The following is a 12,859-nucleotide window of genomic DNA, read 5'->3' on the forward strand; positions in this document are numbered from 1 at the left end:
ATCTACTATATTATATAGCCTGGCACACGATTTGTCAAGTTTAGATTTCATACCTACCCTCCGACCTCATAACCACCAAGGTTTTATTGCCAAGGCTTTTTACATTTTCTACCTTGTAGTCATAGAAGTTTATCTTCTCAAGCTCCGAAAAGCTCAAGTTTTTCTCAGCTATGTATCTTAGCGTATAGGCGTAGTGCTTATAGGGCAATTTTACCCTTTGGTCTTTCCTATAATACTCAAAGCTAAAAAAGCCTTTGGCATGTTTTAGGTCAAAGAGTTTCTCGTAAGGCTTGCTAACAAAGGAAACGACAACCTTTTCAGAAAGGAGCTTTTTTGAGAGGTTTCTTATGTGTTCTTTCCAGAAATCCATCAGAGTTTTCTCTCCATAAAATTCCTTCCAAGATACGGGTGCAAAGGGAATGCAAGCGGTAGGTTTAACAAGACCATACAAAGGAGATAAGACCCATGAATTTTCCTTTATGTAACTGACCACAGGAGGAGGCAAGACCCACAGCTCAAGACTTTCCCAAAAAACATCGCTAAACCTTCTATACAAAGGTGCGAGAGAGTAGTCTTTGACAAACGCCTTTTCAATAGACCTTGCAAGAGGCTCAAACTCCTCAAGTGTAAACCTGCTATCATCACAATTTTTAAAGACCAACTTCCTTTGAAGCCTACTATAAGGCAAGAGGAAAAGAAACATGCCTAAAATTATAAGGCATGAAGCTCAAAAAACATCTCGGTCAACACCTTCTTGTGGCAAAGGGTGTCCTTGAACGCATAGTGGAGTTTTTGGAACTCCAAGAGGAGGACATAGTGGTTGAGATAGGTCCAGGCACTGGAAACCTAACAAAAGAAATCCTAAAAAAGAACTTCAAAGAGCTTCATCTTTTAGAAATAGACCCGCAGATGGTAGAAATTCTTCATAAAAACATACAAGAGGAGAGAGTATTTATTCACAAAGAAGATGCCACCAAGTTTAACCTTTGCTCTCTGGGAGAAAACCTCAAAGTGGTGGGAAATCTACCCTATAATGTGGCAAGTCTTATATTGGAAAATACGGTTTTTCACCATTCCTGCATTCCAATGGCAGTTTACATGCTACAGAAAGAAGTGGCAGAGAAAATTCAAAAGGGAGCTTCTTGGCTTTCTACCTTTGTGAGAACCTTTTATAGGGTTGAGTATCTTATGAGCTTGCCTGCGCGCTTCTTTGTGCCACCCCCAAAGGTGCAATCCGGACTTATTAGGCTAAGCAGAAGGGAGGAGCTTCCAAATTTAGACCTTATGGACTATAAGAGTTTCTTGGTAGGCTTATACTCCATGAGAAGAAAGGCTCTAAAGAATAAAGTTCCAGAAACTATACTTCTAAAAGCGGGCATTGACCCCATGTGTAGGGTTGAAACTCTTGAGCCAGACAGAGTTTTTATGCTTTATAATATGCTTCAAAAAAATGAGAGGTGAAAGACTATGATGGACACCTTCTTCATGGAAAGAGACCCATATGCACCCATAAGACATTGCTATCCCATAAGCAATGTGCTTTACCACGGTAAGAGCGAATATCAGGAAATAATGGTTGTGGAGTCGCCACACTTCGGAAAAATCTTGGTGCTTGATGGTGTTGCCCAGTGCGACGAGCGATATGAGTTCATCTACCACGAGTTTATGGCACATGTGCCACTTTATGCCCATCCAAACCCGGAAAATGTTCTTATAATAGGCGGTGGTGATGGTGGAGTTCTAAGGGAAGTTCTTAAGCACCCGGAGGTCAAAAGGGCTGTCCTTGTGGACATAGACAAGGAGGTTATAGAGGTATCCAAAAGGTTCTTACCTACCATGGCGGTCGCCTTTGAAGACCCAAGAGCAATAATCCTCAATGAGGATGGATATAAATACATTCAAGACTACGAAAACGAGTTTGACGTGATAATAGTAGACTCCACAGACCCAGTGGGTTTTGCCCACGTGTTAACCACAGAGGAGTTCTTTAAGTATGTCTACAGAGCCCTAAAGGAAGATGGCATATACGTGGGTCAGACAGAATCCATACATTACCATGTTGAAATAGTTAGAAGAATACAAAAGGCTCTTAAGAAAGTTTTCCCAATAGTAGACCTCTACACCGCAGTAATACCGGGATACGCAGGATACTGGTGGACTATGTCCATAGGCTCTAAGAAGCACCCCGTAAGAGAGCCTTCCAGAGAGGTAAGGGTTCAGACAAAGCTATACTCTGCGGACATGCACCGTCATGCCTTCCTACCAGAGAGCTTTTATAACAGGCTCATATCCGGTGAATACGTGTTTTAGTATTTGCCGGTAATATAGTCCGCCACAGTAGTAGCTGCGATGGAATGAGGCTTTACCACAGGCTTTAGACCTTGAGCAAGCACATAACCTATGGCTTCCTTGAGTATTACGCTGGAGTTATGCTCTGGGTTTGGGTTTATATCAAGGTGGACTTCAAAAGGTCTGTTGCCAACCACTTCAGAAATCTCAAGGGCAAGATAAACCGCTCTACTTACCTCCTCTAAAAGCCTTTGTCTTAGGGACCTTATGCGTGGCACTTTATCCACTTTCCAGAATATCCTTGCACCTCTGCAGGAATCTATGTGAACAACTACCACAGAAACAAAGACCGTGTGGTTTTTAACCTGTCTTGAATCACAGCCCACATAAACAGCGGTCTTCTGCGAGGTTTTTCTTATAAACTCCTTTACCTCTTCAATGTCCCTTATGAGAGGCATATAGATATTCTAATTCACTCTTTCTGTTTTCCAACCCTTCTGGAATCCAACGGGTTATAAGGTATCCCTCTATAACTTCACTACTAACAAGTTTTAAGTTTAGCACAGGGACGTTCATCGCTTCCGCAAAAGAGGGTGCATCCTTTGAAAATACCACCATTGGATGATGAATTATTACAAGCTCATCCACAAGAGACAGAGCCAAGAGACTTCCGTTTAGCTTTGAACCACCCTCTACCATTAAGCTTTTTATTCCAAGTTCGTAAAGTTTTCCAAGCATGACTTTAAGGTCTATTTCATCTCTACCTGCGAGCAGGACTTTAACCCCTTGCCTTATAAAGGATTCTAAAGCCCTTCGGTCTGTATTTTCTGGAACAGCCAAGATAGCATCACTCGGTGGTTTAAAGACGTTCATATCTGGCGATATATCTACTCTGTTGCACGGTATAACCCTTATAGGATTTTTACCCTCCGTGTATTCTACCCTTAGGAGTGGATTATCAAGCCTTACCGTGTTGCATCCCACACTTATGGCGTCAAACTTTGACCTTAAGGTATGCAAGTATACTCTCACTTTTAAAGGCAAGGGCATAGTGTGTTTAGAGGACACGCCCTTGGCAGGAGCCATTTTACCATCAATTGTTATTCCTGAAACTATACTTACCCACGGTTTCATAGCTCTCCCCCACTAATTATGAATATAGTCCTTCTTATTGTCCTTTTGTTGGCTTATTTTTACCTTCTGGTGGCAAAAAGCTTACCTCTTTGTAGTAGGTAGGTCTGAAAAATATCCAGTGCTTTAGGTTTTCTGGAGTTCTTGAGTAGCATACCTCACAAAGTAGCCCACCTTCTACCAGCTTTGAATTGTCATCACAGCAATCCGTTAAGTTCCAAAACTCATAATTATCGTGAAATACCAGCTTGCCACAACTTAGGCACTCGTATAGCTTACAGCCTCTTGAGGCAAGAAACTCATCCAACTCCATATCCTCTGGAAGTTCTTCAATCTCAAAGAGGTTTTTTAGAAAGTCCTTTTGTTTTTGAGTAAGTTCCCTTATTTCCATTGCACCTCACCTAAAAAGAGCCAGCTTCTCAAAAACTCCCCTCACATAGTCCCAGTTGTCTGCCTTCAGCCCATTGTAGGCTTTTACAGCCATTGCCCAGTTGCCAAACCTTTGGAAGTTTTCATAGAGTATCCTTGCTCCAAGCTCTATGTTGGTTTCTATGTCAAAAAGCTGGTTTGGGTCTGTTATGCCATATTCTCTCATAAGCCTTAGGTTGTGCTGGTAGTTGACCTGCATGAGACCTCTATCCTCTGTGCCATCTTTGTTTTTATTGTAAGCCTTCGGGTTGAAGTTGCTCTCTTGCTTTATTATGGCATAGATAAGCTCCTTAGGGATTCCATACTTTTGGGATACCTCTTCCACCTTTGCACTAATTCTTGCATCTACTGGCAAGGATTCTTTATTTACACGCTCTTGCTGTTTTTCCATAGCAGAGTTAAGGTAATAGCTAAAGTCCTCCCTAGGTTTTATATGCTCTGCTCTCGTAGTTTTAAGCTCCAACTTCCAGCCTTCTATTCTCATATTTTTTTGCCTTGCAGTCTGAGCATATACCAAAAATTTCAAGCCTATGGTTTAAAGGTGTAAAGCTGTGCTCTTCGCACACCTTGTCTTGAAACTCTTCTATTTCCTCTTTGTAAAACTCTATTATCTTCCCGCATTCCACGCATATGAGATGCTCATGGTGTGGCTTTCCCGCCACAAACTCATATATGGTTCTGTTGCCCAGCTTTATCACCTCCCTTATTGCTCCAAACTCCTGAAGAAGCCTTACGGTTCTGTAGACGGTAGACCTGCTTGCTATAGACCTGTCTTGGTTTGCTATCCAGCGGACAAGTTCTTCTATTTCAAAGTGAGGACCATAGCTGGCTATCTTGTCTATTATCTCAAACCTACCCCTCGTAATCTTGTGTCCGTTCTGTCGCAAAAACTGCTCAAACTTCTGTTTTAGTTCTTCCAACTGCATACCTTATAATATAGTCTAACTGAATATCATTTGCAACAGGAGGAAAGAATGAAAAAGCCAGACTTAACTTTATACCTTGTAACCGATGACAGCTACCTTAAAGACAGGGACCTCGTATCTACCATAGAGTCCGCCATAAAGGGTGGAATAACTGCACTCCAGTATAGGTTTAAAAACAAGTCCACAAGGCAGATGTATGAGGAGCTTTTGGTTCTTAGAGAGCTCACTCAAAGGTATAATGTTCAGCTTGTGGTAAACGATAGGGTGGACTTAGCTCTTGCGGTGTCTGCGGACGGTGTTCATGTGGGTCAAGAAGACCTTCCTCCCGATGTGGTTAGAAAACTCGTAGGAGACAAAATCTTTATAGGATACTCAGTAAACTCTGTGGATAAACTAAAAGAGGTGGAGCATCTTCCCATAGACTATATAGGCTTTGGCTCTGTGTATGAGACTACCACAAAGGCAAACTACAAATTGGTAGGTATAGAGGGTCTGCGTCAAGCGGTAAAGCTAACCTCAAAGCCCATAGTCGCCATAGGTGGTATAACTCACTATCGTGTTGCGGAGGTGCTTTCTGCGGGTGCAAAGGGTATTGCGGTGGTTTCTGCTATCCTTGGCTTTGAGGACGTAGAAAAGGCTACAAGAAGCCTTGTGGAAGCTATGAAAGGCTATTACAGAAGGGCTCTCCATGAAGGTTTTGCATCTCCTTGACGGCTCCGCCTTTCTGTATAGGAGCTTTTTTGCTCTTCCACCTCTTTCCACAAGGTCTGGCTTTCCTACCGGTGCCATATACGGCTTTATGAGGGCTATCTTTTCCATACTAAAAACAGAAAAGCCTTCTTACTTTGCCATAGCCTTTGACCTGCCTGCACCTACAAAGAGAGAAGAGGTCTATAGAGAATACAAAGCCAAGAGACCTTCCATGCCAGACCCCTTAAAGGTCCAGATACCAGTTATAAAGGAGCTTGTTGACCTTCTTGGCATTAAAAGGTATGAAGTGGAAGGCTATGAGGCGGATGACATAATTGCAACCATAAGCTGGTGGGCTCTTGAAAGAGGTTTTTCTGTAAAAGTCTACTCACCAGACAAGGATATATTGTCGCTTGTGTGTGAAAGGCTTGTAGTGGTTAATCCCATAAGCGGTGAGGTCTTTGACAGGAAAAAAGTTTTGGAGAAGTTTGGCGTTCCACCAGAAAAACTTCCAGACTACCTTGCCCTTGTGGGTGATAAGGTGGATAATATAGAAGGCGTAAAGGGTATAGGTCCAAAGACTGCCATAAAAGTTCTTGAAGCCTACGGTAGTGTGGAAAACCTTTTGAGAAACTGGCAAGACTTCCTTAGAGCCTTTCCTCAGGCAAATAGAGAAAGCCTTGAGCTTGCTTTATCTCTTCTAAAACTGCAAAAAGTAGAGGGTTTAAGCCTAAAAGAAGAAGAGTTAAGGCTAAAAAGTCCTAACTTTAACGCATTAAGGAAAAGGTTTGAAGAATTGGAAATGAAAAGCCTTATAAAGGAGCTTGACAGCCTCTCAAAAGCCTCTGCACAAAAGAGCCTTTTTTAAAAGCTCTGGTTAAACCTCTCATAAATGGCGTCAAGAGACCTTATAAGATTGGAATAAACCTCGTGAGCTCTGTGGGTTTGAATAAGCTTTGCCATTTCAAGAATAGGGTTCACATTGGAAAGTTCAAGAAAGCCTTGCATAAGCCTATAGCCTTGAGCAGGCTGAGCCTGACCTGTATAGAGGTCTCTTCCTATTTTCTGAGGGTTTTGAAGCTCAAACACACCGATAGTAGCAATTTGCTGACCGTTTACAAACACAGAACCATCAATACCAAAAGTTGGTTGCCCTTCCAGCCTTATCTCATTGAGGTTTGTATCAAGCACCCTGTAGCCAAGCTCGTTGACAAGGTAGCCGTCTGCGTCCAGCCTAAAGTTTCCCTTTCTTGTATATAGCACCTCTTGACCACTTCTAACTGCAAAAAAGCCATTGCCCTCTATGGCAAGGTCAAGCGGGTTTCCCGTCTGTTTTATAGCTCCTTGAGAGAGGTCTGTAAAGACCCTTTCCATGACTGGATATAAAAAGTTGTTGCTTGGGTTTTGTGGGTCGTTGTCTGGAAAGCCTTGACCCATAGGAGTTTCCCAGAGGCTTGCCAAAATTAGGTCTTTCTTAAAGGCTGGCGTATCCACGTTGGCAAGGTTGTTGGTTATGGTTTCCAACTTTCTCTGCTGAAGTAGCATTCCACTGGATAGGATATATAAAGGCTGGTATTCTATCGCCATTTTTAAACCCCCTAAACCATATTTTAATGTAGTTTGCAAGTGGTGTGCTATAATTTCCCAGTGTCTTCAAAAGACATAGCTTTAAAGGACATCTTTGAGGAAATCCCTTACAGGCTAAGCAGAATACTCACACCAGCACCCATCAAGGAGCTACTACCCACAAACTTTCCCTCTACAGAGCTAAGAGTGGACTTTTTAGCAAGACTTGAGGACGAAAGCATACTGCACATAGAATTTCAGTCCTTTAACGACCCTAACATGCCCTTCAGAATGCTACGCTACTACCTTGCCATATTGGAGAGATATCCTAACACTCCAATAAAACAGCTCCTTGTTTATGTGGGAAACAGAAAACTAAGAATGAAGTCAAGGCTAAGGCTTAGAAATCTTACCTTTAGCTACGAGATGATTGACATAAGGCAGATAGACTGCAAAGTGCTTTTGGAAAGCCCAGACCCTATGGACAGGCTTTTGGCTTGTTTGTGCAAGGTAGAGGATGAAGTGTATCTGATAGAAAAGCTCATAAAGACCATGGAAAGCATGAACGAAGAAGAGAGAAAAGCCTATCTTTTGAAAGCCTTGACGCTAACAGAACTAAGACCTAACTTAAGGATAAGGTTTACGGAGGAGGTTAGGCACATGCCTATAGTGGTCAGACCTGAGGATGTAAGATTGCCAAAGAGGAAGTTGAGAAAGGATATTCTTTATAGGCTTGGACTTGAAGAAGGTAAACAGATTGGACTTGAAGAGGGTAGAAAAGAGGGCGAAGTTATTGGTGTTGAAAAGGGTAAACGGATTGGTATTGAAGAAGGTAGGCAAATTGGAGAGTTAGAGTTTGCACAAAAGATGGTTATAACTCTCGTAGAGGGTAAACTTGGCTATGTGCCGGAGGGTTTGGCAGAGATGGTAAGAGAGATAAAGGACAGAGAGTTTTTACATGCTTTGATTAAAAAGCTGATAACCTCTGAGGAAGTGCTGGAAGTCCTGAAAAAAGAGTTGAATGTTTAAGCCTTTTAACTCCTTACGAATGCGTGATATACTTTTTGTGTGTCTTCAAAAGACATAACCCTAAAAGACATCTTTGAGGAAATCCCTTACAGGCTAAGCAGAATACTCACACCAGCACCCATCAAGGAGCTACTACCCACAAACTTTCCCTCTACAGAGCTAAGAGTAGACTTCTTGGCAAGGCTTGAGGATGAGAGTGTATTGCATATAGAATTCCAGTCCTTCAACGACCCTAACATGCCCTTCAGAATGCTACGCTATTACCTCGCCATATGGGAAAGATATCCAAACAGTCCCATAAAACAGCTCCTTGTTTATGTGGGAAACAGAAAGCTAAGGATGAAATCAAAGCTAAGGCTTAGAAACCTTACCTTTAGCTATGAGATGCTTGACATAAGGCAGATAGACTGCAATGTGCTTTTGGAAAGCCCAGACCCTATGGATAGGCTACTGGCTTGTTTGTGTAGGGTGGAGGATGAGGCATATCTGATAGAGAAACTCATAAAGACAATGGAAGGTATGAACGAGGAAGAGAGAAAAGCCTATCTTTTGAAAGCCTTGACGCTAACAGAACTAAGACCTAACTTAAGGATAAGGTTTACGGAGGAGGTTAGGCACATGCCTATAGTGGTCAGACCTGAGGATGTAAGATTGCCAAAGAGGAAGTTGAGAAAGGATATTCTTTATAGGCTTGGACTTGAAGAAGGTAAACAGATTGGACTTGAAGAGGGTAGACACATTGGACTTGAAGAGGGTAAACAGATTGGTCTTCAGGAAGGTAAACAGATTGGACTGGAGGAAGGTCTTTTGAAATCTGCACAAGAGATGCTTATAGCCATAATTGAAGGTAAACTCGGCTATGTGCCTGAAGAAATAGCAAATAGGATAAGGGAAATAAAAGACGTGGAGTTTTTGAGGTCTTTAGCCAAGAAGTTGGCTTCTACTTCTGAGGACGTTATGCAGGTTTTGTCTACTGAACTGAGAATTTCATAGACTAATTCAAAACTCATAGTGGCAAGGCTCACGGAGGAGGTTAGGCACATGCCTATAGTGGTTAGACCTGAGGATATAAGATTGCCGAAGAGGATGTTGAGAAAGGATATTCTGTATAGGCTTGGGCTTGAGGAAGGTAAACAGATCGGTCTGCAAGAGGGTAGGCAGATTGGAAAGTTAGAGTTCGCACAAAATATGGTTATAACTCTCGTAGAGAGTAAGCTTGGCTATGTGCCAGAGGGCTTGGAGGAAAGAGTAAGAGAGATAAAAGACAGAGATTTTTTACACGCTTTGATTAAAGAGTTGATAAGCTCTGAGAAAGTATTGGAAGTGTTGAAGAAGGAGCTAAATCTCTAAAACTTCGTCATATACTTGGGGTGCAGTTAACATAGAAAGGTGCTTTGTCTAATATCTTTAGTCCTTGCCTTAAAATTATTGAGAGACAACAGCTTAATAAGCATGATTTATATCATAAAAATTCTCCAGATGACTGAAATTTCTACTTTCTCTGCGAATATATTGGACAAAGCAATAGAAAGGCAAACTTTGGCTCGTAAACCTTTTATAGTCTATTTTCAACCGCAAGTATATAAACGGGCTCATGGCTTTCCATAAGGACTTTTACCTCTGGGTCTGGATATTCTTCCTTGAGTTGCATAAGTTGTTTCTGCAAGTCCTTTCCCAAGGACAGGTTTCTTATTTTGTTTATCACGTATTTTGGCACAGTGCTGTAATTCTCTATGTTTTCCATAAGGTTTTTCACATATTGACGTAAGTCCTATGGTAGTTGATAGTTCCTGACTATAGTATTTAGCATACTCCACGCTTCTGAATAACTTCTCTGTAATTTTCCTATTGTTTTTGTTGCAGCATGGTTCAAAAGCTCATTGTAGTTTTTCCAAAAGCTCTCAGAAAGCTCAAGAGGTCTATCTTGATAACTTGCCTTAATATGCTCGTATACATCCTCAAAACTAACTATCTTTGGTTTTCCTTCTGGTTCTTTGTAGCCAACAAATAGGTCTGTGCCTTTCTTTATTAGCACTATAAGGTTTTCTTGGCTGTGCCTTTTTGCAGTCTTTACTCTGTATGGAAACTCTTCCACAACCTTTAAAACCTCTGGGTGCCTTTCCTTTATTTCCTCAAATTCCTTTCTTACCTTTGAGAAAAAGCTCTCCTGCTCTGCTTCCGTGTAGGTGGTAAGTCTCCTGTATAGCTCAGAGGGTTGTGGCTCTTCCTCTGGTGAAAATATCTTTGCATCTTCTCCCAAAACCTTGTGAATCATAAACATCTTGTTCTGGGCTATTTCCCTTGAACGCACTATATCCGCTCCCCTTTCTGTAGGGAAGAAGTTTACAATGGAAAGCTCATCGTAAACCTTTTTACCAATACGGTTAATCCTTCCAACCCTCTGGATAACTCTTATAGGATTCCAGGGAATATCGTAGTTTATAACCACTCCTGCACGGTTTAGGTTAAAACCCTCTGAAAGCTTGTCAGTGGCAAGTAAAATGTCATACTCACCTTTCTGCTCTTTTGCACTGGCATCAAAGTTTTTGTATATGGACTCTATGGTTTGTTTTGAAAGGTTTCCATGGGCACAAAGAACCTTATCACCAAAAGCTTCTTCAAGGATTTTACATAAATATCTGGCGGTATCCACATACTCTGTAAAAACTACCACCTTTCTGTCTTTTAAAAACTCCTTTATTGTTTCTATGAGCTTTTTTGCTTTTGGGTCTTCTCTTTCCAAACCTATTCTTTCAAACTTCTCCAAAAGCTCCCTAAAAAGCCTTATGTCCCTCTGTATATCTTCAACAAACTTTTTACCAAGCTCTTCTATCTTGTAAACTTCATGATACTTTGACTTCTTGCCTTGTTTGTATACCTTCTCTAATTCTTTTAGCTTTTGCTCTACGGTTTCATCGTCCTCAACAGAAAGTATCTCTTCTATGATGTCTCTGTCAAGCACAAAGCTTTTTGTTCTTTCTATGAAATCTAAGGCATTTTCGTGAATTTCTAAGAACCTTTTGAGGCTATTTTTAAAGGCTCCAAAACTGCTTTCAAACCTCTTTACCAATAGTCTTCTCATGAAGCTATAAAGGTTTTTCTGATAGAGGTAAGTAAAATCCTCATTTTCTTCCTCTTCTCTTTTGTATCTCTCTGGAAAGTATATGGCTCCTGTAAACCTTCCACCTTCTGAGAGGTCGGTAAAGGCACTTATGACCTCGTCGTAAAAGTCTAACTGCTCTGGTGTTAACTCAAAAAACTTCTCTATAGGGTCTTTTACTTCAGGAAGGTCTATTTTGTCTGGGTAATACCGTAGGTCAAGCCTGTTTCTTCTTATAACTACTGGCTCAATAATACTTCTTATCTGCCTTGCCAAACTCTTTGCGGTTTCTTTTACCTTGTTTATGTCTATGTCATCTTCTTTGAAAAGTTCCTTATAATACTTTCGGGCACGTTCTTTGTTGCTCTTGTTTGAGGAGTTCCAATAGGTTTTTATGTAGGATAGTTTTTTGAAGTCTCTTTCAAACTCTTCAAATTTACCTTCAAGGTCTTCGTCAAAGACTATGGTGGATTTTTTGGGAATGGTAAAGAGTTTTAGCATGGCAAATATATCCGAAGGTCTGTTGTTAAAGGGAGTTGCACTCAAAAGTAAAACTTTTTTACCACTGCATATCTGTTGCAGATAGGTGTAGCTTTTGGTGTTTTCGTTTCTAAACCTGTGGGCTTCGTCCACTATAACAGTTTGGACATCCTGGTGTTTCTCCACATATTCTAAGGCTTCCTTTAACTTTCCCACAGAAAAGACTCTCCAGTCATGCAGTCCAAAGTCCGCCAAGTATTTTTTCCACCCATAGTTTTCTCCTTCGTCTCCTATGAGGTGTGGTGGTGCAATAACAATTCCTCTTGTGCCAAGTCTTTTGGCTACCGCAACCGCTATAACAGACTTTCCAAGTCCCACCACATCCGCCAAAATAATACCATTATGGGTGTTTACTATTCTAACCGCCTGTGCAATCGCTTCCACTTGATAGCTATAGGCTTTATATCCTGCCTCTTCCAATAGAGTCTTTATAGTGTTTTTTGAACTTTCCGAGGTATCTGTGTAGCTTTCCATGTAGGTTTTAAGTGCATATACATAGGCTTCAAAGGGGCTTATAGCCCTTAGGAAGGTTTTTGTTCTAATATGGTCTAATATCTTGTTTACATCAAGGGATACCGCTTTTTCCCATAGTTTATCAAAGTATGCTTTAGCCTCATCAAAGCCATAGTCCCTTATTTCCACATTAAACTCTTCTTGATAGCTAAGCCCTGCGATGGTTAGATTGCTACTGCCCGTTATAAAAAGGTGTGGTATTGCTTGTCCCTCTTCCAAGATAAAAAGGTAAAGCTTTGCATGATTAGGTTTCCTTGTCTTTTTCAAAAGAAGTTTCTTTTCCTGTAGAAGTTTTATAAAAAACTCCACTTGCTCGTAGGTTTCTTTTCTGTCCGTATCACTGGAGGTAAAAGCCTTGTCCAAAGAGAGGAAAAATTGATTTCTTGGGTCTGAAGTCTCAAGAGCATATTCATAAAGTTTGTTTATCCTCTGGTCCACATCAAGCCCAACGAGAATCTTTATATGTCCTTCTCTTAGCTTTCCCTTCTCCTCCATATCTTTGAGAACCTCATACAAGAAGGGTGCGGAGGAAAAGTAGAAAAAGCCCACAAGGATGTTTATTTCCACACTTTTGGGGATTATATACCTTAGCCTCTGCTCAAGGGTTTTCTGGTCGCTGTTTGTTATAAAGGGCATGGCTCTATTA

The 12,859-nt window shown here is 41.1% G+C and carries 16 protein-coding genes; 7 read left to right on the forward strand and 9 right to left on the reverse strand.

What is annotated here, in order from left to right; translation table 11 throughout:
- Positions 1 to 40 precede the first annotated feature (40 nt).
- The gene (yaaA, locus tag IAE16_RS02545) at positions 41 to 703 is read right to left on the reverse strand and encodes a peroxide stress protein YaaA (RefSeq protein ID WP_323701151.1); all 663 of its coding nucleotides are present in this window, start codon (positions 701 to 703) and stop codon (positions 41 to 43) included.
- Between the two features lie 17 nt (positions 704 to 720).
- Between yaaA and rsmA the strand changes: the two genes are divergently transcribed.
- On the forward strand, positions 721 to 1,461 hold the full coding sequence (rsmA, locus tag IAE16_RS02550) for a 16S rRNA (adenine(1518)-N(6)/adenine(1519)-N(6))-dimethyltransferase RsmA (protein ID WP_323701152.1): 741 nt from the start codon (positions 721 to 723) through the stop codon (positions 1,459 to 1,461).
- A gap of 6 nt (positions 1,462 to 1,467) precedes the next feature.
- Complete coding sequence (gene speE / locus IAE16_RS02555; protein ID WP_323701153.1) at positions 1,468 to 2,310, forward strand: polyamine aminopropyltransferase; 843 nt, start codon at positions 1,468 to 1,470, stop codon at positions 2,308 to 2,310.
- Here speE and IAE16_RS02560 read toward each other — a convergent pair.
- Genes IAE16_RS02560 through IAE16_RS02580 form a run of 5 tightly spaced genes read right to left on the reverse strand, consistent with a single transcriptional unit; the run spans position 2,307 to position 4,775 of the window.
- Complete coding sequence (locus IAE16_RS02560) at positions 2,307 to 2,747, reverse strand: ribonuclease H-like YkuK family protein (protein WP_323701154.1); 441 nt, start codon at positions 2,745 to 2,747, stop codon at positions 2,307 to 2,309. The two genes, speE and IAE16_RS02560, sit on opposite strands and share 4 nt — an antisense overlap.
- A complete protein-coding gene (locus tag IAE16_RS02565; RefSeq protein WP_323701155.1) occupies positions 2,725 to 3,423 on the reverse strand; it encodes a RibD family protein in 699 nt (232 codons plus the stop codon). The genes IAE16_RS02560 and IAE16_RS02565 overlap by 23 nt, the downstream gene beginning before the upstream one ends.
- 34 nt (positions 3,424 to 3,457) lie before the next feature.
- The gene (locus tag IAE16_RS02570; protein ID WP_323701156.1) at positions 3,458 to 3,811 is read right to left on the reverse strand and encodes a hypothetical protein; all 354 of its coding nucleotides are present in this window, start codon (positions 3,809 to 3,811) and stop codon (positions 3,458 to 3,460) included.
- A 6-nt stretch (positions 3,812 to 3,817) separates the two neighbouring features.
- A complete protein-coding gene (locus IAE16_RS02575) occupies positions 3,818 to 4,333 on the reverse strand; it encodes a lytic transglycosylase domain-containing protein (protein ID WP_323701157.1) in 516 nt (171 codons plus the stop codon).
- Positions 4,302 to 4,775, reverse strand: a complete 474-nt coding sequence (locus tag IAE16_RS02580; protein ID WP_323701158.1) for a Fur family transcriptional regulator — start codon at positions 4,773 to 4,775, stop codon at positions 4,302 to 4,304. The genes IAE16_RS02575 and IAE16_RS02580 overlap by 32 nt, the downstream gene beginning before the upstream one ends.
- Positions 4,776 to 4,823: 48 nt before the next feature.
- Here IAE16_RS02580 and thiE point away from each other — a divergent pair, with 48 nt between their 5' ends.
- Both thiE and IAE16_RS02590 read left to right on the forward strand, forming a co-directional pair.
- A complete protein-coding gene (thiE, locus tag IAE16_RS02585; RefSeq protein ID WP_323701159.1) occupies positions 4,824 to 5,486 on the forward strand; it encodes a thiamine phosphate synthase in 663 nt (220 codons plus the stop codon).
- Positions 5,464 to 6,333: a 5'-3' exonuclease gene (locus IAE16_RS02590; protein ID WP_323701160.1), complete on the forward strand. Its 870-nt coding sequence runs from the start codon at positions 5,464 to 5,466 to the stop codon at positions 6,331 to 6,333. The genes thiE and IAE16_RS02590 overlap by 23 nt, the downstream gene beginning before the upstream one ends.
- Here the strand turns inward: IAE16_RS02590 and IAE16_RS02595 are convergent.
- The gene (locus IAE16_RS02595) at positions 6,330 to 7,052 is read right to left on the reverse strand and encodes a flagellar hook-basal body protein (protein WP_323701161.1); all 723 of its coding nucleotides are present in this window, start codon (positions 7,050 to 7,052) and stop codon (positions 6,330 to 6,332) included. The genes IAE16_RS02590 and IAE16_RS02595 overlap by 4 nt on opposite strands.
- A gap of 60 nt (positions 7,053 to 7,112) precedes the next feature.
- On the opposite strand from IAE16_RS02595, the gene IAE16_RS02600 reads away from it, so the two are divergent.
- The 3 genes from IAE16_RS02600 to IAE16_RS02610 are packed head-to-tail and all read left to right on the forward strand — an operon-like array spanning position 7,113 to position 9,410.
- The gene (locus IAE16_RS02600; RefSeq protein ID WP_323701162.1) at positions 7,113 to 8,060 is read left to right on the forward strand and encodes an RpnC/YadD family protein; all 948 of its coding nucleotides are present in this window, start codon (positions 7,113 to 7,115) and stop codon (positions 8,058 to 8,060) included.
- 39 nt (positions 8,061 to 8,099) lie between these two features.
- Positions 8,100 to 9,053, forward strand: coding sequence for an RpnC/YadD family protein (locus IAE16_RS02605; protein WP_323701163.1), 954 nt, complete (start codon positions 8,100 to 8,102; stop codon positions 9,051 to 9,053).
- 48 nt (positions 9,054 to 9,101) lie between these two features.
- Positions 9,102 to 9,410 (forward strand): hypothetical protein, encoded by a 309-nt coding sequence (locus IAE16_RS02610; protein ID WP_323701164.1) that lies wholly within the window; start codon positions 9,102 to 9,104, stop codon positions 9,408 to 9,410.
- 205 nt (positions 9,411 to 9,615) lie between these two features.
- Here the strand turns inward: IAE16_RS02610 and IAE16_RS02615 are convergent, their stop codons facing one another.
- Positions 9,616 to 9,816: a hypothetical protein gene (locus IAE16_RS02615; RefSeq protein ID WP_323701165.1), complete on the reverse strand. Its 201-nt coding sequence runs from the start codon at positions 9,814 to 9,816 to the stop codon at positions 9,616 to 9,618.
- Positions 9,817 to 9,831: 15 nt separating this feature from the next.
- Positions 9,832 to 12,849 carry a helicase-related protein gene (locus IAE16_RS02620; protein ID WP_323701166.1) on the reverse strand — a complete coding sequence of 1,006 codons (3,018 nt, stop codon included), beginning with the start codon at positions 12,847 to 12,849 and terminating at the stop codon, positions 9,832 to 9,834.
- Positions 12,850 to 12,859 lie beyond the last annotated feature (10 nt).

The sequence above is a fragment of the Hydrogenobacter sp. T-2 genome, from assembly GCF_033971325.1.
GTDB classification, from domain to species: domain Bacteria; phylum Aquificota; class Aquificia; order Aquificales; family Aquificaceae; genus Pampinifervens; species Pampinifervens diazotrophicum.

Bases quoted from the DNA above. Each gene is read 5' to 3' on its own strand.
- yaaA (WP_323701151.1), bottom strand. From the start codon at position 703: ATGTTTCTTTTCCTCTTGCCTTATAGTAGGCTTCAAAGGAAGTTGGTC.
- rsmA (WP_323701152.1), top strand. From the start codon at position 721: ATGAAGCTCAAAAAACATCTCGGTCAACACCTTCTTGTGGCAAAGGGT.
- speE (WP_323701153.1), top strand. From the start codon at position 1,468: ATGATGGACACCTTCTTCATGGAAAGAGACCCATATGCACCCATAAGA.
- IAE16_RS02560 (WP_323701154.1), bottom strand. From the start codon at position 2,747: ATGCCTCTCATAAGGGACATTGAAGAGGTAAAGGAGTTTATAAGAAAA.
- IAE16_RS02565 (WP_323701155.1), bottom strand. From the start codon at position 3,423: ATGAAACCGTGGGTAAGTATAGTTTCAGGAATAACAATTGATGGTAAA.
- IAE16_RS02570 (WP_323701156.1), bottom strand. From the start codon at position 3,811: ATGGAAATAAGGGAACTTACTCAAAAACAAAAGGACTTTCTAAAAAAC.
- IAE16_RS02575 (WP_323701157.1), bottom strand. From the start codon at position 4,333: ATGAGAATAGAAGGCTGGAAGTTGGAGCTTAAAACTACGAGAGCAGAG.
- IAE16_RS02580 (WP_323701158.1), bottom strand. From the start codon at position 4,775: ATGCAGTTGGAAGAACTAAAACAGAAGTTTGAGCAGTTTTTGCGACAG.
- thiE (WP_323701159.1), top strand. From the start codon at position 4,824: ATGAAAAAGCCAGACTTAACTTTATACCTTGTAACCGATGACAGCTAC.
- IAE16_RS02590 (WP_323701160.1), top strand. From the start codon at position 5,464: ATGAAGGTTTTGCATCTCCTTGACGGCTCCGCCTTTCTGTATAGGAGC.
- IAE16_RS02595 (WP_323701161.1), bottom strand. From the start codon at position 7,052: ATGGCGATAGAATACCAGCCTTTATATATCCTATCCAGTGGAATGCTA.
- IAE16_RS02610 (WP_323701164.1), top strand. From the start codon at position 9,102: ATGCCTATAGTGGTTAGACCTGAGGATATAAGATTGCCGAAGAGGATG.
- IAE16_RS02620 (WP_323701166.1), bottom strand. From the start codon at position 12,849: ATGCCCTTTATAACAAACAGCGACCAGAAAACCCTTGAGCAGAGGCTA.